21 protein-coding genes are annotated in these 19,260 nt (G+C 51.7%); 7 read left to right on the top strand and 14 right to left on the bottom strand.

The window, feature by feature from the left end:
• Nucleotides 1-28: 28 nt before the first annotated feature.
• The 10 genes from hypA to yghX all read right to left on the bottom strand — a co-directional run bounded on the left by hypA (nt 29) and on the right by yghX (nt 9,618).
• Nucleotides 29-370, bottom strand: a complete 342-nt coding sequence (gene hypA / locus GFC06_RS08090) for a hydrogenase maturation nickel metallochaperone HypA (RefSeq protein WP_016157467.1) — start codon at nt 368-370, stop codon at nt 29-31.
• Nucleotides 363-851: a hydrogenase-2 assembly chaperone gene (gene hybE, locus GFC06_RS08085; protein ID WP_016154490.1), complete on the bottom strand. Its 489-nt coding sequence runs from the start codon at nt 849-851 to the stop codon at nt 363-365. The genes hypA and hybE overlap by 8 nt, the downstream gene beginning before the upstream one ends.
• The gene (locus tag GFC06_RS08080; protein ID WP_016157468.1) at nt 844-1,338 is read right to left on the bottom strand and encodes a HyaD/HybD family hydrogenase maturation endopeptidase; all 495 of its coding nucleotides are present in this window, start codon (nt 1,336-1,338) and stop codon (nt 844-846) included. Before GFC06_RS08080 ends, hybE begins: the two co-directional genes overlap by 8 nt.
• A complete protein-coding gene (gene hybC, locus GFC06_RS08075) occupies nt 1,338-3,041 on the bottom strand; it encodes a hydrogenase 2 large subunit (RefSeq protein ID WP_003024476.1) in 1,704 nt (567 codons plus the stop codon). The genes GFC06_RS08080 and hybC overlap by 1 nt, the downstream gene beginning before the upstream one ends.
• A complete protein-coding gene (gene hybB / locus GFC06_RS08070; RefSeq protein ID WP_016154492.1) occupies nt 3,038-4,216 on the bottom strand; it encodes a Ni/Fe-hydrogenase cytochrome b subunit in 1,179 nt (392 codons plus the stop codon). The genes hybC and hybB overlap by 4 nt, the downstream gene beginning before the upstream one ends.
• Nucleotides 4,206-5,192: a hydrogenase 2 operon protein HybA gene (gene hybA, locus GFC06_RS08065; RefSeq protein WP_003828357.1), complete on the bottom strand. Its 987-nt coding sequence runs from the start codon at nt 5,190-5,192 to the stop codon at nt 4,206-4,208. The genes hybB and hybA overlap by 11 nt, the downstream gene beginning before the upstream one ends.
• Before the next feature lie 2 nt (nt 5,193-5,194).
• Complete coding sequence (gene hybO / locus GFC06_RS08060; RefSeq protein ID WP_016154493.1) at nt 5,195-6,313, bottom strand: hydrogenase 2 small subunit; 1,119 nt, start codon at nt 6,311-6,313, stop codon at nt 5,195-5,197.
• A gap of 189 nt (nt 6,314-6,502) precedes the next feature.
• On the bottom strand, nt 6,503-6,790 hold the full coding sequence (locus GFC06_RS08055) for a DUF2623 family protein (protein ID WP_016154494.1): 288 nt from the start codon (nt 6,788-6,790) through the stop codon (nt 6,503-6,505).
• Between the two features lie 85 nt (nt 6,791-6,875).
• Nucleotides 6,876-8,516 carry a methyl-accepting chemotaxis protein gene (locus GFC06_RS08050; RefSeq protein ID WP_153690005.1) on the bottom strand — a complete coding sequence of 547 codons (1,641 nt, stop codon included), beginning with the start codon at nt 8,514-8,516 and terminating at the stop codon, nt 6,876-6,878.
• Between the two features lie 214 nt (nt 8,517-8,730).
• Complete coding sequence (gene yghX / locus GFC06_RS08045; RefSeq protein ID WP_153690735.1) at nt 8,731-9,618, bottom strand: YghX family hydrolase; 888 nt, start codon at nt 9,616-9,618, stop codon at nt 8,731-8,733.
• Nucleotides 9,619-9,773: 155 nt separating this feature from the next.
• On the opposite strand from yghX, the gene GFC06_RS08040 reads away from it, so the two are divergent.
• Nucleotides 9,774-10,814: an aldo/keto reductase gene (locus GFC06_RS08040; RefSeq protein WP_016154497.1), complete on the top strand. Its 1,041-nt coding sequence runs from the start codon at nt 9,774-9,776 to the stop codon at nt 10,812-10,814.
• A 68-nt stretch (nt 10,815-10,882) separates the two neighbouring features.
• On the opposite strand, the gene GFC06_RS08035 is transcribed toward GFC06_RS08040, so the two are convergent.
• Nucleotides 10,883-11,386: an ESA_00282 family adhesion-associated protein gene (locus GFC06_RS08035; protein WP_016154498.1), complete on the bottom strand. Its 504-nt coding sequence runs from the start codon at nt 11,384-11,386 to the stop codon at nt 10,883-10,885.
• 104 nt (nt 11,387-11,490) lie between these two features.
• On the opposite strand from GFC06_RS08035, the gene GFC06_RS08030 reads away from it, so the two are divergent.
• Both GFC06_RS08030 and GFC06_RS08025 read left to right on the top strand, forming a co-directional pair.
• Nucleotides 11,491-11,895, top strand: coding sequence for a hypothetical protein (locus GFC06_RS08030; RefSeq protein WP_153690004.1), 405 nt, complete (start codon nt 11,491-11,493; stop codon nt 11,893-11,895).
• A gap of 1 nt (nt 11,896) precedes the next feature.
• Nucleotides 11,897-12,304, top strand: a complete 408-nt coding sequence (locus tag GFC06_RS08025) for a hypothetical protein (protein ID WP_016154500.1) — start codon at nt 11,897-11,899, stop codon at nt 12,302-12,304.
• A 71-nt stretch (nt 12,305-12,375) separates the two neighbouring features.
• Here the strand turns inward: GFC06_RS08025 and exbD are convergent, their stop codons facing one another.
• Both exbD and exbB read right to left on the bottom strand, forming a co-directional pair.
• Entirely contained in the window at nt 12,376-12,801 is a 426-nt protein-coding gene (gene exbD, locus GFC06_RS08020; RefSeq protein WP_016154501.1) for a TonB system transport protein ExbD, read from the bottom strand.
• Between the two features lie 6 nt (nt 12,802-12,807).
• Nucleotides 12,808-13,542 carry a tol-pal system-associated acyl-CoA thioesterase gene (gene exbB, locus GFC06_RS08015; RefSeq protein WP_016154502.1) on the bottom strand — a complete coding sequence of 245 codons (735 nt, stop codon included), beginning with the start codon at nt 13,540-13,542 and terminating at the stop codon, nt 12,808-12,810.
• Between the two features lie 250 nt (nt 13,543-13,792).
• Between exbB and metC the strand changes: the two genes are divergently transcribed.
• Both metC and yghB read left to right on the top strand, forming a co-directional pair.
• Nucleotides 13,793-14,980: a cystathionine beta-lyase gene (gene metC, locus GFC06_RS08010; RefSeq protein ID WP_016157474.1), complete on the top strand. Its 1,188-nt coding sequence runs from the start codon at nt 13,793-13,795 to the stop codon at nt 14,978-14,980.
• A 131-nt stretch (nt 14,981-15,111) separates the two neighbouring features.
• Nucleotides 15,112-15,771: a DedA family general envelope maintenance protein YghB gene (gene yghB, locus GFC06_RS08005; protein ID WP_016154504.1), complete on the top strand. Its 660-nt coding sequence runs from the start codon at nt 15,112-15,114 to the stop codon at nt 15,769-15,771.
• 77 nt (nt 15,772-15,848) lie between these two features.
• On the opposite strand, the gene GFC06_RS08000 is transcribed toward yghB, so the two are convergent.
• A complete protein-coding gene (locus GFC06_RS08000) occupies nt 15,849-16,748 on the bottom strand; it encodes an AraC family transcriptional regulator (RefSeq protein ID WP_029139662.1) in 900 nt (299 codons plus the stop codon).
• 194 nt (nt 16,749-16,942) lie between these two features.
• Between GFC06_RS08000 and yqhD the strand changes: the two genes are divergently transcribed.
• Both yqhD and dkgA read left to right on the top strand, forming a co-directional pair.
• Nucleotides 16,943-18,106: an alcohol dehydrogenase gene (gene yqhD / locus GFC06_RS07995; protein WP_003838168.1), complete on the top strand. Its 1,164-nt coding sequence runs from the start codon at nt 16,943-16,945 to the stop codon at nt 18,104-18,106.
• A 306-nt stretch (nt 18,107-18,412) separates the two neighbouring features.
• Nucleotides 18,413-19,240 (top strand): 2,5-didehydrogluconate reductase DkgA, encoded by an 828-nt coding sequence (gene dkgA, locus GFC06_RS07990; RefSeq protein ID WP_016154506.1) that lies wholly within the window; start codon nt 18,413-18,415, stop codon nt 19,238-19,240.
• The last annotated feature ends 20 nt before the right edge of the window (nt 19,241-19,260 follow it).

Below are 19,260 nucleotides of genomic sequence, written 5' to 3'. Positions count from 1 at the left end.
CTGACTCCGCCCCATAGCAACCTATGGGTTATTCGACTTCAATACTTTTCACTTTCAGTGAATCGCCAGCATCAACCCGCAGACGATCGCCCTGACATTGTGGACACTGCGCATCATGCTGGGTGATTTCCACAACCTGACTGCAATCCCAGCACCATGCCTGGGCTGGCTTGTAATCAATATGCAGCTCACAACCCTGAGCCAGCGTCCCCTGACAGACGATGTCGAAACTGAAACGAACGGCGCTCTCTTCAACGCAGGAGAGAGCCCCGATTTCCAGCCAAACACCGGTTACACGTTTGACTCCGTGCTGCTCTGCCTGCTGTTGAACAATCTCAACCGCGCTCTGACAAAGGGACAGCTCATGCATTTTCGCAGTTCCGACGACCCAGCAGCAACGCGCGGCGATTAAGCTGCGGCGCATTCGGATCGCTAACCGGCAGCGATAACAGCATTCGCGCGCAATCGTCAGTCAGACGCATGCCTTCTTGCGCCGACATACTGTGCGAAAGCGGCGACATCAGTGAGCAGGAAAGGTATTGCGATACGCCCTCCAGTTCACCAACGGTAAAGGTCATCTCGCCATACGGCAGACGCAGTCCGATTTTTTCGCTGACTTTACGCACCGGCCAGATCTGGTCCGGTCCGGGGAAAATCAGTGCGCTGAGCATCCAGGGCGTGATAACACACCCCGTCCACTGTCCTTCAAACAGCGTAAATTCAGAGACATATACCGGCATGTTCGGATGCAGGAAAGAGAGATCGTGCATTGAACGCCGGGCAACCTCTTCAAACGCTGCCTGAATTTGCATCTTCGGGGCCGTCTGAAAACCGACAAACTCCTCAGACATGAGCCGCCTCCCGCGGGATCGCTTCAACACCTGATTCGCGAAGCGCGGCAAGAACCTGCTCAAGCGCAGGTTCAATCATCGCTTCAACCGTTGGCGTTAGTCCGATATGCGGCTCCAGCGATTCCGGAATAACACCGACTAACGTCAGCTTTTTCGGAAACTCGCCGGTGAAACGCAGGGCCGACAATACGTCGGCCAGACCAAGCTGGTGCGGTGAGATTTTGTTGGTAAACAGCGCCGGGATCTCTTCATCCCGCAGGACCATCATCGTTCCTGGCGTGTTTTTCTTCGACACAATGGCGTCAGCAATGATCAGATGATCTCTGTTCGCCATATCACCGAGAAGCTCCATCCCAGCCGTACCACCGTCCAGAACATCAACAAAGTCTGGCAGGACGTACCGTTGTTCTAATGCCTCAACGATACGTACCCCGATGGCTTCGTCGGTCAGCAAAATATTGCCGACCCCTAAGACTAATATCCGCATTACAGAACCTTAACTGAGACCACTTCGTTCCCATCAACGTCCACCACATGCACCGCACATGACATACAAGGGTCGAAGGAGTGAATGGTACGAACCACTTCCAGCGGTTTGTTTGGATCGGCAATCGGCGTACCTACCAGCGAACGCTCATACGGTCCCACTTCATCATTAAAGTTACGTGGGCCAGAGTTCCAGGTTGACGGTACTACCGCCTGGTAGTTGCTGATAATGCCATCTTTGATCACCATCCAGTGAGACAGCATACCGCGCGGCGCTTCGAGGAAACCGACACCTTTAAATTCACCCGTTGCCGGGATATCCGGTTTCACGAAGGTGGTGTGGTCGCCTTTGCCGATGTTCACAATCAGCGCGTTGTACTGATCCTGCAGAACGTTCTGCAGTTCACAGCAGTGAACGGTACGGCCAATAATACGGCCCAACGTAGAGTGCAGCTGTGACACTTCGATAGTTTTACCGGTCAGCTTGGTGTAAATCGCGATGATTTCATTCAGCTTGGCATGGGTAGACTCGCGTTTGGCCGCCAGTTTACACAGCATGTTGGCCAGCGGACCCACTTCAACCGTTTTACCGTAGAAGGTCGGTGCTTTAACCCAGGAGTACTTACCGTCATCTGACCAACCGGTGTAATCAGGAACCGTTGTGCCTTCCCACGGAGCCTGCGGCGCTTCGTCTTTGTACCACGCGTGTTTCGCACTCTCCTGAATCCCTTTGATCAGGTACTCATCGGAGTGAGAGGTGATCGGACGATAGGTCGACAGATCTTCATTGGTGATGTAACCACCCGGGAACAGGAAGCTGCCGTTTTTACCGTCAGTCGGGAATTCCGGTGCGCTCAGATAGTTAACTGCACCTTGACCACGTTCCAGCCACTCAGGGTAGAACGCAGCAATAACTGCGGTATCAACCTTGTAAACCTGCTCAACGAAGTCGCTCAGCTTATCGATAAAGGACTTGATATACATCAGGCGCTCAAGGTTCAGCACGCCAAGGCCGTCGAGGTTAATTGGGTTAGCAACCCCGCCTACCGCCAGGTTCTGAATGTGCGGCGTTTTACCCCCCAACAGCGCCACAACACGGTTAGCATCACGCTGGCATTCCAGCGCCTGCAGGTAGTGAGCGACCGCAATCAGGTTCACTTCTGGCGGCAGCTGCATCGCCGGGTGACCCCAGCAACCGTTGGCAAAAATGCCTAACTGACCGCTGGCAACAAGGTCTTTGATCTTGTTCTGAACCTTAGTGAACTCTTCTGCGCTGTTCAGGTGCCAGGAGGACACGCCGTTCAGCATGGCAGACGCTTTCGCTGGATCTGCTTTCAGTGCAGAGGTGATATCCACCCAGTCCAGCGCAGAGAGCTGATAGAAGTGAACAATGTGGTCATGCGTGGTGTGCGCGGCCAGAATGATGTTACGGATATACTGTGCGTTCACCGGAACATCAATATTCAGCGCGCTTTCTGCTGCACGAACGGAAGAGATAGCGTGAGTGGTAGTACAAACGCCACAGATACGCTGCACAATCATCCAGGCATCGCGCGGATCGCGGTTTTTCACGATCTCTTCCATGCCGCGCCACATGGTACCGGAAGCCCATGCTTTAGATACCACGCCATTTTCGATTTCGCAGTCGATGCGTAAATGACCCTCAATACGGGTTACCGGATCAATAGTAATTCTCTGGCTCATGCTTTGCTCGCCTCATGACGATTTTGATCGTTTTGTTTTAAAGGAGGAAGTATCGGCAGTAGACGAATGAGTACGATGTATGCACAAATCTCAATAGCCACAAAACCAATAGAAATCAACAGTTCTTCCCAGGTCGGGAAGTAGTGGTAACCACCACCTGGATTGAACGCCACCAGCGAATAGGACAGACGCCATGTCGCACAACCCAGCAATGCGCTCAGCGCAGACAGATACAGCATGCGCGAGTCGTTACGCAGCTTAGTGACGCGCAGCACCACCAGCGGGAAGACCATCAGCACGACTTCAATCCAGAACATCAGGGAGTAAAGATCGCCTGAGAACGCATAGGACAGCTTGTCGCGATAGATCAGTTCGCCAAAGCGCAGAACCACGAAAATCGCCAACAGCACGCTGATGGTATTCGTCAGCTTGATGAACAAACTTTTCTCGTCCGGACCATTACCTTTCAGCCCGGCTTGTACCAACGAGCCTTCAAAGATGACGATCGAGAAGCCCATAATAAAAGCGGTTAATACGGAGAAAAGCGGCAACATTTCATAAGCTTGCCATAGCGGATGCACCTTATAGCCCGCAGAAATCATCAATGAACCCATTGAAGACTGGTGCATAGTTGGCAGCAGCGCGCCAAGGGCAATAATAAAGAACATCACTTTATTCAAACGTTTGAGAGAGACTTTCCACCCCAGACGTTCAAACAGAGCCGGAGCAAATTCCAGCGCCATGATGCCGATATAGATGGTCATACAGACCGCCGTTTCGAACAGTACCGAGTTCACGTTGAAGTGGCCCGGAATGTAGAAATACGGCAGGTTCCAGTAACGACCGACGTCAATGGTGATCGACAGACCACCCAGCGAGTAGCCAAACAGGCTCGCCAGCAGCGCCGGACGTACCAGTGGATGGTATTGTCCTCTGTTGAAAACATACACCGCCCACGCCAGCGCCCAGCCACCACATGCGAAGCCGGTACCAATCAGCAGGTCAAACGCGATCCATACACCCCATGGGAAACCGCCGTTCAGATCGGAGACTGAGCCCAATCCGAAGACCAGACGTTTCACGATCAGGAGCATACACAGGACGATAAGCGGCCCAAAAATAATGACCGGTTTGCTGATTATTTTTCCACCCAGCGGTTTAGGATCATGACTCATGATCGTCTCCTCCATCGTGATGGTCGTTTTTCGTGTTACGACGAACCAGCACGGTTAAGCCCGCCAGCGCAGCCAGGGGTAATATCATGCCCTTGTACAAGGAATGTTGAACATGTTCGGAACGCGCACCGGTTGAAAGATCATCCAGTTTCGGCAGATCCAAATCCTCGTAAGGAACGCCCGTCAGTACCATAACCTGTGTACCACCACCCTCTTTCTCGCCGTACAGATGGGGGTAATACTTCGGTACCGTATGCAGATAGGTATCGCCTGCTTTCACCGTCTGACGCGGATAGTGGTATTCGCTGCCAGGCTTCAGCGCGAGACGTTTTTTCGCCTCAGCCATCAGCTCTTCACGCGTACCAAAAATCACCGCACCGGCAGGGCACACTTCAACACAACCCGGTAAACCGCCTTTATCCAGACGCTCAACACCTTTCTGGTTACACAGTTCACATTTGTGAAGCGCACCAAACGGGTTGTTGTAGTCATACTTAGGCACATTGTACGGGCAGGCGACCATGCAGTAACGACAGCCCGTGCAAACATCTTTGTCATAGTGGACGATGCCAGTTTTCGGATCTTTCTTCAGCGCGGAGACCGGGCAAACGGAGACGCAGTTCGGATCGACACAGTGCATGCACTGCTTCTTAATGTATGCGTAGCCGTTTTCTTCCTGGTCTTTGTTGACGCCTGTTCCGCTACGCCACACCTGGATGATGTTATTGGTATACGGTGACAGTTTGTCGTTGTTCGACCAGGTCTGCTCGCCTTCCGGGTTACGCGCCGGGAAGTTGATATCCTGACACTTGGTGACACAGGCCTGGCAGCCTACGCACAGCGTCGAGTCATAGAGCATCCCAAGAGAACCAGGGATCGGCGGACGGTTTTCTGCAGCCGCATGGCTGATGGACGGCGCAGCGCCCAACAGCAATGCCCCGCTGGAGGCTGCTTTAATAAAGTTACGTCTGTTCACGGTTATTCTCCCCGTGAGTCAGCGTTATCTTTCTTCTGCTGACGCCCCAGTTCACGAACCGCCATCACGCTGACACCGGCAACCAGTCCTACTACGCCACCAAGCAGCCCAATCGCCCCGGCAGAAATATTGCCGCCTTCTTTCATATTGACGTCAGGTTTCTCGGAACGCGGTGTTTGGTTTTCCACATGAGCAAGCTGGTGAATACCTTTATGGAAACCGACACCTTCTTCGTTACAGCCGTAGCAAGGGTGACCGATAGCCACCGGCCACACGCCGCCAACATCGCAGAATTGCAGCGTTGAGCAGTTGCCGTAGGTTTCTGGTCCTTTACAGCCCAGATGGTAGAGGCACCAGCCTTCACGGTGACCTTCATCGCCAAACTCTTTAGCAAAACGACCTGCATCGAAGTGCGGGCGACGTTCGCAGTGTTCGTGAATCAAACGACCATAGGCAAATGTCGGACGGTTTTTGGTATCCAGCTTCGGCGGCTTACCGTAAGTGATGATATGCGCGACCGTTGCAAGGAAGTTGTGCGGGTTCGGAGGACAGCCGGGGATGTTGATGATGGTTTTGCCTGGTAGAACTTCCTGCAAGCCGACGGCACCCGTTGGGTTAACGCCAGCAGCAGCAACCCCCCCCCACGCGGCACAAGAGCCGATGGCAATGATAGCGGCAGCGCCTTCTGCGGCCCGGCGGATGTGATCTACGATCGGCTCACCGGCAACCATGCAGTAAATACCATTGTCTTTCAGTGGGATAGAACCATCTACAACCAAAACATATTGCCCTTTGTACTTCTCCAGAGCGTTATGTTTATTCTCTTCGACCTGGTGGCCGAAAGCGGCAGAGAGTACCTCATGGTATTCCAGAGAGATTGTCTCCAGAACGAGGTTTTCCACTGTAGGGTGTGTCGCGCGAAGTAGCGATTCAGTACAGCCCGTACACTCCTGCGCACCAATCCAGATAACCGGTGGACGCTGAGGACGAGAAACTGATTCGGCCATTTCTGCGGCGGCTTTGCTACTGAGCCCCATGGTAGCGGCCAGTGCTGCACAAAGCTTCATGAAATCACGGCGATTGATGCCGTTCGAATTGATGAGAGAGTTATCTCCAGTCATTTTATAGTTATTCCGTTGCGAAGACCTGGCTTTTATTTTGCACCTTTCGCATGTTGCATATTGCGATCGGCGCGCCATTTACCACACTTTTTATATGGTTATGTGCATTATAATACTTCGGCGGAGCAACAAAACGAAGGCGTAGGACAATAGTGTAATTAATTAAAGCAAGATAATACCCCTTTCGGATCAAGCTTCGAGACGATAGCCAGCCATGAAAAAACGAATTGTTGTACTGGACTGGTTCTCTTTAAAGAAATCCATAACCATCTCTTTATCCAGCCCATAGCGACGCGTGAGGATCCCCGCTTCCCACGCGCTGAGCTGTCGATCGCCCGTTTTTTCAAACATTCGATGAGAAAATCCCAGCACAAAACCGCGTTTATAATCAGCACAAAAATTGGCCGCCGTGCGTGCGCTATCCGCACTTGACGCGTTTAATCCGGCCATCAAGCCTTTTCCAAAATGGTTGTCCATGCATAACCTCCAATCGCTATATAATAAATTATATAGCGATTTTTTAAGCAAAGACCAGAGGTATCACGTACTTTTTTATGCCCGCTTAAAAGGACACCCATTCATCCTTTTTAGCGACTGCAGACGTTTTACTGTCTGCTGAAGGGGAAGCGGTGCTGGCGGCGGCGTACTGCACATCGTTTGCTGAAAGGCGGAACTGTTGTACCGAGCGTTGCAGCTCTTCCGTTTGCCGTTCAAGCGCCACAGCCGCGGCGGAAACTTGCTCTACCAGCGCGGCGTTCTGTTGCGTTACGCTGTCCATCTGCGTGATCGCCACGCTCACCTGCGAGATGCCCTTATTCTGTTCTTCTGAGGCAGAAGCAATTTGCTTCATGATAACGGTCACTTCGGTGGCTCCGCGCAGAATCGCCTCCATGGTTAATCCTGTCTCCTTAACCAGTCGAGCGCCCTGATCGACGCGACGCGACGATTCGCCAATCAGCGTCTCAATCTCTTTCGCCGCCCCGGCGCTACGGCTGGCAAGGTTACGCACCTCACCGGCAACAACGGCAAAACCACGCCCCTGTTCACCTGCTCTGGCAGCTTCAACTGCCGCGTTCAGCGCCAGAATATTGGTCTGGAAGGCAATGCTATTAATAACAGACGTAATTTCCGCGATCTGTTTAGAGCTGGCGGCAATGCCGTCCATCGTCTCAACCACTTCTGAAACCAGGCTGCTCCCTTTACCTGCCGTCTCTGTCGCCGTATCGGCAAGCTGGCTGGCTTCACGCGCGTTTTCGGCGTTCAGTTTTACCGTTGCGGTCAGTTGCTCCATGCTGGCAGCGGTCTCTTCCAGCGCCGCAGCCTGCTCCTCAGTACGCGATGAGAGATCGTTATTGCCGGTGGAAATTTCCGTAGCCCCTCGCCAGATGTTGTCACTACCTGAGCGAATTGTACTGACGGCTTCGCGCAGGCTGTCCTGCATCGCGCACAATAACGGCACCAGTTGGCCCACGCAGTTACGGCCAAAATCTTCGATTGGATGGCTGAGATCGCCCTGAGCAATCTGCTGGAACTGCTGGCGGATACGTCCCAGGGGTTTCACCATCATGGCGACGAGGTAACGATCTGTGAAGAACAGGAGAGCAATACCGAGGATCACGGCGGTAATAATTAGCGTCCGGATGATAGACGTTTTGCCATCGACCATGACGCGCGTGGTATCAAGCCGCTCACCTGCCGTGGCGTTAAAACGTTCGGCACTGGCGCCAAATTCACGGCTCAGCGCTGGCGTAACGGTGCTGGCATGCTCCGCAAAGGCCGTAAGCGTGCCCTGCTGCGCCAGTTGCATTTGCGGAATCACCCCGTTATCCAGCAGCGCCTGCCACTTCGTCAGTACCGCCGCGGCAACGTCCGGATCCATAGGCCCCGGAGACAACGTTTTCATCTCCTGGAGTTTTTTGCTCATATTCTCCAGGGACTGCTGCGCTGGTGCAAAATCAGGCGTTCCGCCGCTCATTTTGACATCCATGGCGCGACTTAAGCGCGTTACGAAGCGAAAATACTGATCGTTTCCCTGACTGAGTACCGTCATCTGATGGACAAGATGACGGTCAATATCATTGCCTTCAGATATTTTTGATAAAGAATGAAGACTGAATAAACCCACGCCCGACCAGAGCAGGCAAAAAAGTCCCAGTATTGCCAACATGACAATACGAATAGTGAAGTTTTTCAGCAAACGCATAATAATTTCCTTGCCGTTGATGAGGAATTCGCCATCAGGCGATACTTATCCTTGTTATCGGCAGGCAACAGAGAAGATATAATGCATTCTTTATTTTTTTACTTTCTTAAGTACATCCAATATTATTTACACTATATCAACATGAATGCTAATGAAATTAGCTAGCATTATTATTCAGATAATTAACCTGAAGCATTAAATAATCCCTTGTTTTCTATCGCAAATATTTGTTAAACCATGCAAGAGTACGCTCCCAGGCCAAATCAGCGGCAGCATTATCATAACGCGGTGTCGAGTCATTATGAAAACCATGATTAACGCCGGGATAGATATATGCCTCATAGACTTTCTTATTGGCTTTGAGCGCCGCTTCATAGGCAGGCCATCCCTCATTAATTCGGGTATCTAATTGCGCATAGTGCAGTAATAAAGGCGCTTTGATTTTAGGGACATCTGATGCAGGAACCTGACGCCCATAAAAAGGCACTGCGCAGGCCAGTTCAGGAAAAGCAACGGCTGCGGCGTTCGACACGCCGCCACCGTAGCAAAATCCGGTGATCCCCACCTTTCCCGTCGCGCCTGAATAACGCTGCATAAATTCAATGGCGGCAAAGAAGTCGTTCATCAGCTTTACCGGGTCAACCTGCTGCTGCAACTCCCGACCTTTATCATCATTACCAGGATAGCCCCCCACTGAACTTAATCCATCAGGCGCGAGTGCAATATAGCCCGCCTTCGCCACCCGCCGTGCCACATCCTCAATATACGGATTCAGCCCACGATTCTCATGTACCACCACTACCGCCGAAACTTTCCCCGTCGCTTTCGCAGGTTTAACCAGATACCCACGCACATCACCATGCCCTTCAGGTGAAGGATAAGTCATGTATTCCGCCAGGATATCAGGATCGGTGAACTCCACCTGCGTTGCGAGGGCATAATTGGGTTTCAATACATTGAATAATGCCAGCGCCGTCATACCACCGACTGCATATTTCGCAGCAAGATTGAGAAACTCGCGTTTCGTTATTTTGCCATGAGCGTAATAGTCATAGTAGTCGAGCAATTCTTGCGGAAAGTCTTTGGCAGTTAGACGCGGCATGGCAGCACTCCGGATCGATGTTTTTTTAAGCAAAGCACAGTGGTCTGTTTTTGCCCAGTTTTTCATTCCAGTGTGACCTGGTGAACGGGATATTCACCATGAACCCGCTAGAATAGAAACGTTGTTTCGAAATTCACCTGCACTAAGGAGATCTCATGGACTGGTTTGCCAATCCTGAACGTTACGAGCAGATGCTCTATCGCTACTGCGGGCGCAGCGGTTTACGTTTACCCGCGCTATCACTGGGTTTGTGGCACAGTTTTGGGCACGTTCAGGCGCTGGATTCACAGCGCGCTCTGCTGCGTAAAGCATTTGATTTAGGCATCACGCATTTTGATTTAGCCAATAACTACGGGCCGCCTCCGGGCAGCGCAGAAGAGAATTTTGGCCGATTACTGCGCGAGGATTTTGCACACTATCGTGATGAACTGATCATCTCCACCAAGGCAGGCTATGACATGTGGCCAGGGCCATACGGTTCTGGCGGTTCGCGCAAATACCTGCTCGCCAGCCTCGACCAGAGCCTGAAACGCATGGGCCTCGACTATGTCGATATCTTCTACTCGCACCGCGTTGACGAAAATACGCCAATGGAAGAGACCGCCTCAGCGCTGGCCCATGCGGTGCAAAGCGGTAAAGCGCTGTATGTCGGCATCTCATCCTATTCTCCGGAGCGTACGCAGAAAATGGCCGAGCTGATGCGGGAATGGAAAATTCCGCTGCTGATCCACCAGCCTTCTTACAACCTGCTTAACCGTTGGGTAGACAGCAGCGGTCTGCTGGATACGCTGGAATCCAACGGCATGGGCTGCATCGCATTTACGCCGCTGGCCCAGGGGCTGCTGACGGGGAAATACCTCAACGGCATTCCGGAAGGTTCACGCATGCAGCGTGAAGGGAAAAAAGTTCGTGGGCTGACGGAAAATATGCTGACGGAAGAAAACCTTAACAGCCTGCGTTTGCTCAATGAAATGGCGCAACAGCGCGGACAGTCGATGGCGCAAATGGCCTTAAGCTGGCTGCTGAAAGACAACCGGGTGACGTCGGTATTAATTGGCGCCAGCCGACCGGAGCAACTGGAGGAGAACGTTCAGGCGTTGGCTAACCTGACGTTCAGCGCCGAAGAACTGGCGCAGATCGATAAGCATGTCGCGGATGGTAAGCTGAACCTGTGGCAGGCCTCATCTGACAAATAGCCGTTTGTAACTCTGTGCCGGGAAGCGGCGTGAGCCTCCCCGGCACGTAACAGGGCCAGCCAATCCCTTCACACCTCTTCCGCTTTGATCTCTGGACGTTGAAATTCCGGCCACACCAGCGCGACAAGCGCAGGATAAGCCTCCAGACTGAACTCCCTGAAGCACTGGCGTAAGTTAAGCACATCCAGATCGGCATGCGGGACTTTCTCACCGCTCAGACAGCGCTTTTTTATATTGTCGTAATATTTATACACCGCAGAGTTGAGATCGCTACAACGCCGCTGTGCATCAAATAGCCCTGGCGTCTCATTTAGCTCCACCATTGTCATCCGCTTGATCGTGGAGTGGATAAAATCGATATATTCGTGATTAACGCGCCAATACCATACTGGTGTAATCGAATTCATCAGTACCGAAAAATGATCTTCCCCCTCTTCTTTACTCAGCATTTCCGGCTGGTTTTCAGAGTGCCCATTTTCTGCATATCGGTTTTTATTTGCACTGCGCATCAACAAAAGTACCCCGCAGGTAAGCAATAGCAGGGTAATAACAGAATAAAATATACTGTTCATATACTGGCTCCATTTTTTTTGATTTTAAAATTACGCCATGCTATTGTCAACGCAGCCTGGTTTATTTAGAACAACATATCATTGGCATCAAAGGATATTTCAACATGCTTCCCGAGCATCTTGTTCCCTCGCGTTTTCACTTATCCAGCTCATCTACTAATACCCGTCCCGCAGATAATAGTAAAAATTTGACTCAGGGAAAGAGAACATTAAGCGATTACGAACCCGATATTTTGATTAGCTCTACAGCTAACGGCCAGGCGCGCAATATGTTATTTGAAGAGTGCGATCGCCATTTAAAAGAGCGCCTGTTTCGTGCCGCAAAAATTGAGTCCTTCACTCGCCTGCTCAATTCACTACAAGCGGAAGGCGACATTAACGCTCAAGAATTAAGTAAAATTTTATCGACAAAAACAGCCAGCGTAAATGAACAGGGCAATAAAATTTGGCTTAATTTAATTACGCGTGAGACCAGCGATCCTATTTTTTATTCTCTGGAAGAGAAATAAAATGAAAGATGTTGAGGATAATAATGTTTATTTGGCTTTAGATGACCATAAAAGCGATGAGTTTGTCTTAAAGCAAAATTTGGCCGTATTGATTGCCAATAAAAATGCGACGTTGGAAAGCGTTGCCCAGGAGATGGTCTCTATTCCCGCCGCGCTGGTGCGGATGAAATGGCAAAATCGTCGCGAAATTTATGCGCTACAGGCTAAAGAAGAGATCTATGGCGCCGCGATTGAAGCCATTATGGAGCAGCAACCAGAACTACGGGACAAAATCATGGCCCGGCTGGAGAGCACATACCAGCATATACTCAAGCGAGAAACAGCCACCTTACGCCTGACGCGTAAACTGTCTGAAGGGAACTACGAACCCACCAGGATAACGGCAGTCGCACTGGATGAGGACAGATAAGGGCGTGTGGGGAGAGTTAAATCAGGAGAGGAAGGCCGGGTAAGGCAACAACCATTACCCGGCAATCAGGATTACTTCGCTTTCACGGTCTCTTCACCGACCAGACCAATCTTCAGGAAACCCGCCTGATGCAGCGTATCCATAACTTTCATCATGGTTTCATAATCGACGGTTTTATCCGCACGGAAGAAAATCGTGGTGTCTTTCTTCCCATCGGTCAGCGTATTTAATTCGCTAATCATGGTGTCATCCGTCACCTGATTGTTGCCAATAAACATACTCTTATCGGCTTTAACAGACAGGTAAACCGGTTTTTCCGGACGCGGCTGCGGCGTGCTGGTGGAAGCCGGGAGATTCACCTTCACATCCACCGTTGCCAACGGTGCGGCCACCATAAAGATGATCAATAAAACCAACATAACATCGATAAACGGCGTCACGTTGATTTCATGCATTTCACCGTTATCGTCCAGGTTTTCATTAAAGCTCATTGCCATGGAACATTATCCTACACGTAATTTCTGCGCAGCACGTACCGGATGGGCAGAAGCGCTAGCGTTCAGGTCCAGATCGCGACTTTGCAGCAACAATACCTGTGCCGCGACATCGCCCAGCATCGCTTTATAGCTGCCAATCTGACGTGCGAAAATGTTGTAGATAACGACCGCAGGAATTGCCGCGACCAGACCGATCGCCGTCGCTAACAGTGCTTCTGCGATACCCGGCGCAACAACGGCCAGGTTGGTCGTTTGGGTTTGTGCAATCCCGATGAAGCTATTCATGATGCCCCATACAGTACCGAACAGACCCACAAATGGAGAGATAGCCCCGATGGTGGCCAGGTAGCCGTTACCACGTCCCATATGACGACCTACCGCCGCCACACGACGCTCCAGACGAAAGCCGGTACGCTCTTTAATACCTTCGTTGTCGTCGCTGCCTTCTGACAATTCCAGTTCGTTCTGCGCTTCGTAAATCAACTGTGCGCCCAGGCTTTTGCCATCAAATCCTGCAGCAATCTCATTTGCCTGGTCTAAAGAGCGGGCGTCCGCCAGCAGTTGCTGTTCACGCTTAAGGCGGCGTTTCTGAGTAAAGAACTCAAGGCTCTTACTAAAGAAGATAGCCCAGGTGACCACTGATGCCAAAATCAGCCCAATCATCACGCACTTAACCACGATATCGGCGTGCTGATACATACCCCAGACGGAAAGATCCGTCTGCATCAAATTATTACCCACTCTGTATCTCCAGGACGCAAATCACAAAATCTGAGCGTAATGATATCAAAACGACGTCGAATTGATAGTCGTTCTCATTACTATTTACATATTGCCGCACCTTTGGTTTCTTTTCCTTGCGCTTACGCAGTAAAAAAGTCACCAGAAGCATTTTGAGATTATTTTCTACTGTATGACCGTTCTGCAGGATGCGTCATCTTTGATTCATGGTAGTTTAGACATCCAGACGTATAAAAACAGGTAAGACGACATGGCAGATAAGCAACTTGAAACCAAACTCGTTCACGCAGGACGCAGTAAAAAGTACACGCTGGGCGCGGTAAATAGCGTGATCCAGCGCGCTTCTTCGCTAGTGTTTGACACCGTAGAGGCCAAAAAGCAGGCTACGCACAACCGTGCTAACGGTGCGCTTTTCTATGGACGTCGCGGAACCCTGACGCATTTTTCCCTGCAGGAGGCAATGTGTGAACTGGAAGGCGGCGCGGGTTGTGCGTTATTCCCCTGCGGCGCGGCGGCCGTTGCCAACACCATCCTCGCCTTTGTGGAACAAGGGGATCATGTGCTGATGACCAACACCGCCTATGAACCCAGCCAGGATTTCTGCACCAAAATTCTCGGCAAACTCGGCGTATCCACCGGATGGTTCGATCCGCTGGTTGGTGCCGATATTGTGAAGCACATACAGCCGAACACTAAAGTCGTATTTCTGGAATCTCCCGGCTCTGTCACCATGGAAGTACATGATGTTCCTGCTATTGTTGCCGCCGTCAGAAGCGTCGCGCCGGATGCGATCATCATAATTGATAACACCTGGGCTGCCGGGGTGCTGTTCAAAGCACTGGATTTTGGCATCGACATTTCTATTCAGGCTGGCACCAAATATCTGATTGGCCATTCCGACGCCATGGTCGGCACTGCGGTAGCTAATGCCCGTTGCTGGGATCAACTGCGCGAAAATGCCTATCTGATGGGGCAAATGCTTGACGCCGATACCGCCTATATGACCAGCCGCGGACTGCGTACGCTAAGCGTTCGCCTGCGCCAACATCATGAAAGCAGCTTAAAGGTCGCCGAGTGGCTGGCCAGCCATCCGCAGGTCGCCCGCGTGAACCACCCCGCGCTGCCCGGCAGTAAAGGCCACGAATTCTGGAAGCGTGATTTCACCGGCAGCAGCGGTCTGTTCTCATTTGTATTGAATAAGAAACTAAATCATGAAGAGCTGGCCGCGTATCTGGACCACTTCAGCCTGTTCAGCATGGCCTACTCCTGGGGCGGTTTTGAGTCGCTGATTCTCGCTAATCAGCCGGAACACATTGCGGCAATCCGTCCGCAAGGCGAGGTGGACTTCAGTGGAACGCTCATCCGTTTGCATATCGGTTTAGAGAATGTTGACGATCTGATTGCCGATTTGGCCGCAGGATTTGCCCGAATCGAGTAAAATTGCCATAGATGGACATATATGCAGACACTTCTGGTGGAAAAGTCTGCAATTGTTGCGTCCGGGATCAAGGCATCCCGGACAATTCAGGAGTACAATCCACACATAAACGCTGTTCCACAGGAAAGTCCATGGTAGTCATTCAAGATATTGTCTCCGCGCTTTGGCAACACGATTTTGCCGCGTTGGCGGATCCGCACGTTGTGAGCGTGGTGTACTTCGTAATGTTCGCCACACTGTTTTTAGAAAATGGCCTGCTGCCTGCCTCCTTTTTACCCGGAGACAGCCTGTTATTGCTGGCAGGGGCGCTGATCGCTCAGGACGTGATGAGTTTTATACCTACCATAGCTATTCTGACTGCCGCAGCCAGTCTGGGCTGCTGGCTGAGCTACATTCAGGGACGCTGGCTGGGCAACACGCGGACGGTAAAAGGCTGGCTGGCGCAATTACCTGATAAATATCATCAGCGCGCTACCTGCATGTTTGACCAACACGGGCTGATGGCACTGCTGGCTGGGCGTTTCCTGGCATTCGTTCGTACCTTGCTGCCAACAATGGCGGGAATTTCGGGCCTGCCAAACCGTCGGTTCCAGTTTTTTAACTGGCTGAGCGGTCTGCTGTGGGTCACCGTCGTCACCGGCTTTGGCTATGCGCTGAGCATGATCCCGTTCGTCAAACGCCATGAAGATCAGGTGATGACCTTTTTAATGATCCTGCCGATTGCCCTGTTAACCGCGGGTCTGTTGGGTACCCTGTTTGTCGTGATTAAAAAAAAATACTGTAGCGCCTGAGTATTAACCGTAGGCCGGGGTTCCCCCGGCATTTTCGCCTGATGACGTTTCGCTTATCAGGCCAGCGCTGAGTAAGTTTAACTCCCCTGCATCATTCGAATTCTGGCCGCATCCTCCCCCGGCGTTACGCCAAAGAAACGTTTGAATTCCCGACTGAATTGCGATGCGCTCTCATAGCCGACGCGCATGGCGGCTGCACTGGCCTTCATCCCGTCGTGGATCATCATCATCCGTGCTTTATGCAGACGATAGCTCTTCAGGTATTGCAGCGGCGACGTGCTGGTCACCGCTTTAAAATTATGATGAAACGCCGACACGCTCATGTTCGCTTCTGCCGCCAGCTGTTCGACATTGAGATTTTCGGTGTATTTGGTTTCAATGCGCTTTAGCACACGGCTTATCAAACTGAAATGCGTCTGGCGGCTAACCAGCGCCAGTAATGCGCCGCCGCGCGGCCCGGTCAGCACATGGTAGAGGATCTCGCGAATAATCTGTTTCCCCAGAATACGCGCATCCAGCGGTCGCTCCATCACATCCAGCAGGCGCTCAGCGGCGCAAAGAATTTCGTCAGAAAGCGTCGCGGAGTTGATCCCGCTGGCCGCCATGGCGGGCTGGAACAGCTCATCTTCCCCAATGTCCATCAACAGCTCCTGCAATTGCAGAATATCGACATTCAGGTAGATACCGGCCAGGGGAACCTCCGGCGTTGCATACGTTTCACATTCAAAGGGTAACGGTACGGTTAGCAACAGGTATTCGTTGGCGTCATAACGAAATACACGTTCATTGATATAACCAATTTTATGTCCCGAAAAGAGAAATATGATTCCTGGCTGATACATTACCGGTGTACGCGCTGCCGGCTCAGTGCCGTGCAGCAGGCGGACATCTGGCAGCAGTTCGCTGAGTTTATTTTCATTGTTTTTCAGCTGCTTAATTTTATCTGTCAGCAGGAGGCAGATCTCATCACGGTTCATAGAGCACCATTTCATCATCGGTTTGCAACCATGACATAATGCGCAGATTTATCCGTTTTCTCCAGCAGTCTGTAGAAATGGGCAAGACATCGGCAGAAATGAGCATTGAGAGCAGCGCGGCTGACGACCACAATGTTCATCATCCGGCAGACACTCTCCTGCCCTCTTTTTTTACCCACATAAGGGAACGAGCAATGAACAACTTTAATCTCCATACCCCAACCCGCATTCTGTTTGGTAAAGGTGCGATTGCTGAGCTGCGCGATCAAATCCCTCAGGATGCTCGCGTATTGGTTACCTATGGCGGCGGTAGCGTGAAAAAAACCGGTGTCCTGGCACAGGTTCAGGATGCGCTGAAAGGCCTGGACGTGCTGGAGTTTGGCGGTATTGAGCCGAACCCGTCTTATGAAACGCTGATGAACGCGGTAAAAATCGTGCGTGATGAGAAAGTGACGTTCCTGCTGGCGGTAGGCGGCGGTTCGGTGCTGGATGGCACCAAATTCATCGCGGCTGCGGCACAATACGCTGACGGCATCGATCCATGGCGCATTCTGGAAACCCACGGCAACGACGTAACAAGCGCTATCCCGATGGGCTCCGTATTAACCCTGCCAGCAACCGGCTCTGAATCTAACTCCGGCGCGGTCATTTCGCGTAAAACCACCGGCGATAAGCTGGCCTTTATGACCCCATTTGTGCAGCCGGTATTCGCCGTGCTGGATCCGGTTTACACCTATACCCTGCCGCCGCGTCAGGTTGCGAACGGCGTCGTAGATGCCTTCGTACATACCGTTGAGCAGTATGTGACTTATCCGGTAGACGGGAAAATTCAGGATCGCTTTGCTGAAGGTATTCTGCTTACGCTGGTAGAAGAAGGCCCGAAAGCATTGCAGGAGCCGGAAAATTACAACGTGCGTGCGAACGTTATGTGGGCGGCAACCCAGGCGCTGAACGGCCTGATTGGCGCAGGCGTGCCACAGGACTGGGCAACGCATATGCTGGGCCACGAACTGACCGCAATGCACGGTCTGGATCATGCTCAAACATTGGCTATCGTTCTGCCAGCGCTGTGGAATGAAAAACGCGATACCAAACGTGCCAAACTGCTGCAATACGCAGAGCGTATCTGGAATATCACCGAAGGTTCCGATGACCAACGCATCGACGCCGCTATTGCCGCAACCCGCGCTTTCTTCGAACAAATGGGCGTACCGACTCGTCTGTCTGACTACGGCCTGGACGGTAGCTCCATCCCAGCGCTACTGGAAAAACTGCAAGCGCACGGCGGTACGAAACTGGGCGAACATCAGGACATTACGCTCGAGGTCAGCCGTCGGATTTACGAAGCTGCCCGCTAAGTTTTTTTCACCTCCGCCTTTCATTTTTGGGTATTTATATTCTAAATATTTCGAGTTGCATAAAGGCGGCAAAGGAGAGAATCCCCAGGAGCTTACATAAGTCAGTGACTGGGGGTGAAACGACAAACCTGCCGGGAGCAGATTTGAACGCTGCTTGCAGCGGCCCTGAAAGGGCGAGGCCCATGGATGGGCCGCGTAATAAAGCCAACGCATATGCAGCTTGAAGTATGACGAGGATAGGCCAGACTTAAGTCACACCTAACTTACCGGGGCTTGCCTCGGTAAACTCAATTCAGGGGAGGAATTATGACCGGTCCAACCATTATTAAACTACAGGATGGTAACGTCATGCCACAGCTGGGCCTGGGGGTCTGGAAGGCAAGTAACGAAGAGGTCATCACTGCCATTCATAAAGCGCTGGAAGTGGGGTATCGCTCAATTGATACCGCTGCGGCGTACAAAAACGAAGAAGGTGTCGGCAAAGCAATACGCGATGCGGGCGTACCGCGGGAAGAGTTATTCATCACCACCAAGCTATGGAATGATGACCAGAAACGCCCTCGGGAAGCCTTGCTCGAAAGCATGGAGAAACTCCAGCTCGATTACCTCGATCTTTATCTGATGCACTGGCCGGTTCCGGCGATCGACCACTACGTTGAAGCGTGGGAAAGCATGATCGATCTGCAAAAAGAAGGGCTGATTAAGAGCATCGGCGTGTGTAACTTTCAGATCAATCATCTCCAGCGACTGATGGATGAAACCGGCGTACCACCGGTGATTAACCAGATAGAACTTCATCCGCTTATGCAACAGCGCCAACTGCACGCCTGGAACGCAACGCATAAAATCCAGACCGAATCCTGGAGCCCGCTGGCGCAGGGCGGCAAAGACGTCTTTGATCAAAAGATCATCCGCGATCTCGCAGAGAAATATGGCAAATCACCGGCGCAGATTGTCATCCGCTGGCATCTGGATAGCGGCCTGGTGGTTATTCCGAAATCAGTCACCCCTGCGCGTATCGCAGAAAACTTTAACGTCTGGGACTTCCGCCTGGATAAAGATGAATTAGGCGAAATCGCAAAGCTCGATCAGGGCAAACGTCTGGGACCAGACCCGGACCAGTTCGGCGGTTAACCCCTTCTCTCCTGCCCGAC

It is taken from the genome of Citrobacter braakii, from assembly GCF_009648935.1.
Taxonomy (GTDB): Bacteria; Pseudomonadota; Gammaproteobacteria; order Enterobacterales; family Enterobacteriaceae; genus Citrobacter; species Citrobacter braakii.
The sequence above is the reverse complement of the archived record's forward strand: the minus strand, read 5'-3'. Positions and strand labels throughout refer to the sequence as shown.

Excerpts from the sequence above, each read along its gene's own strand:
- GFC06_RS08000 (WP_029139662.1), bottom strand. The coding sequence starts at position 16,748 with ATGAACCGTGATGAGATCTGCCTCCTGCTGACAGATAAAATTAAGCAG.
- GFC06_RS08055 (WP_016154494.1), bottom strand. The coding sequence starts at position 6,790 with ATGGACAACCATTTTGGAAAAGGCTTGATGGCCGGATTAAACGCGTCA.
- GFC06_RS08080 (WP_016157468.1), bottom strand. The coding sequence starts at position 1,338 with ATGCGGATATTAGTCTTAGGGGTCGGCAATATTTTGCTGACCGACGAA.
- hybB (WP_016154492.1), bottom strand. The coding sequence starts at position 4,216 with ATGAGTCATGATCCTAAACCGCTGGGTGGAAAAATAATCAGCAAACCG.
- hypA (WP_016157467.1), bottom strand. The coding sequence starts at position 370 with ATGCATGAGCTGTCCCTTTGTCAGAGCGCGGTTGAGATTGTTCAACAG.
- yghX (WP_153690735.1), bottom strand. The coding sequence starts at position 9,618 with ATGCCGCGTCTAACTGCCAAAGACTTTCCGCAAGAATTGCTCGACTAC.
- dkgA (WP_016154506.1), top strand. The coding sequence starts at position 18,413 with ATGACCGGTCCAACCATTATTAAACTACAGGATGGTAACGTCATGCCA.
- metC (WP_016157474.1), top strand. The coding sequence starts at position 13,793 with ATGGCAGATAAGCAACTTGAAACCAAACTCGTTCACGCAGGACGCAGT.
- hybE (WP_016154490.1), bottom strand. The coding sequence starts at position 851 with ATGTCTGAGGAGTTTGTCGGTTTTCAGACGGCCCCGAAGATGCAAATT.
- GFC06_RS08040 (WP_016154497.1), top strand. The coding sequence starts at position 9,774 with ATGGACTGGTTTGCCAATCCTGAACGTTACGAGCAGATGCTCTATCGC.
- GFC06_RS08030 (WP_153690004.1), top strand. The coding sequence starts at position 11,491 with ATGCTTCCCGAGCATCTTGTTCCCTCGCGTTTTCACTTATCCAGCTCA.
- yghB (WP_016154504.1), top strand. The coding sequence starts at position 15,112 with ATGGTAGTCATTCAAGATATTGTCTCCGCGCTTTGGCAACACGATTTT.
- yqhD (WP_003838168.1), top strand. The coding sequence starts at position 16,943 with ATGAACAACTTTAATCTCCATACCCCAACCCGCATTCTGTTTGGTAAA.
- GFC06_RS08035 (WP_016154498.1), bottom strand. The coding sequence starts at position 11,386 with ATGAACAGTATATTTTATTCTGTTATTACCCTGCTATTGCTTACCTGC.
- hybO (WP_016154493.1), bottom strand. The coding sequence starts at position 6,313 with ATGACTGGAGATAACTCTCTCATCAATTCGAACGGCATCAATCGCCGT.
- hybC (WP_003024476.1), bottom strand. The coding sequence starts at position 3,041 with ATGAGCCAGAGAATTACTATTGATCCGGTAACCCGTATTGAGGGTCAT.
- GFC06_RS08025 (WP_016154500.1), top strand. The coding sequence starts at position 11,897 with ATGAAAGATGTTGAGGATAATAATGTTTATTTGGCTTTAGATGACCAT.
- GFC06_RS08050 (WP_153690005.1), bottom strand. The coding sequence starts at position 8,516 with ATGCGTTTGCTGAAAAACTTCACTATTCGTATTGTCATGTTGGCAATA.
- exbD (WP_016154501.1), bottom strand. The coding sequence starts at position 12,801 with ATGGCAATGAGCTTTAATGAAAACCTGGACGATAACGGTGAAATGCAT.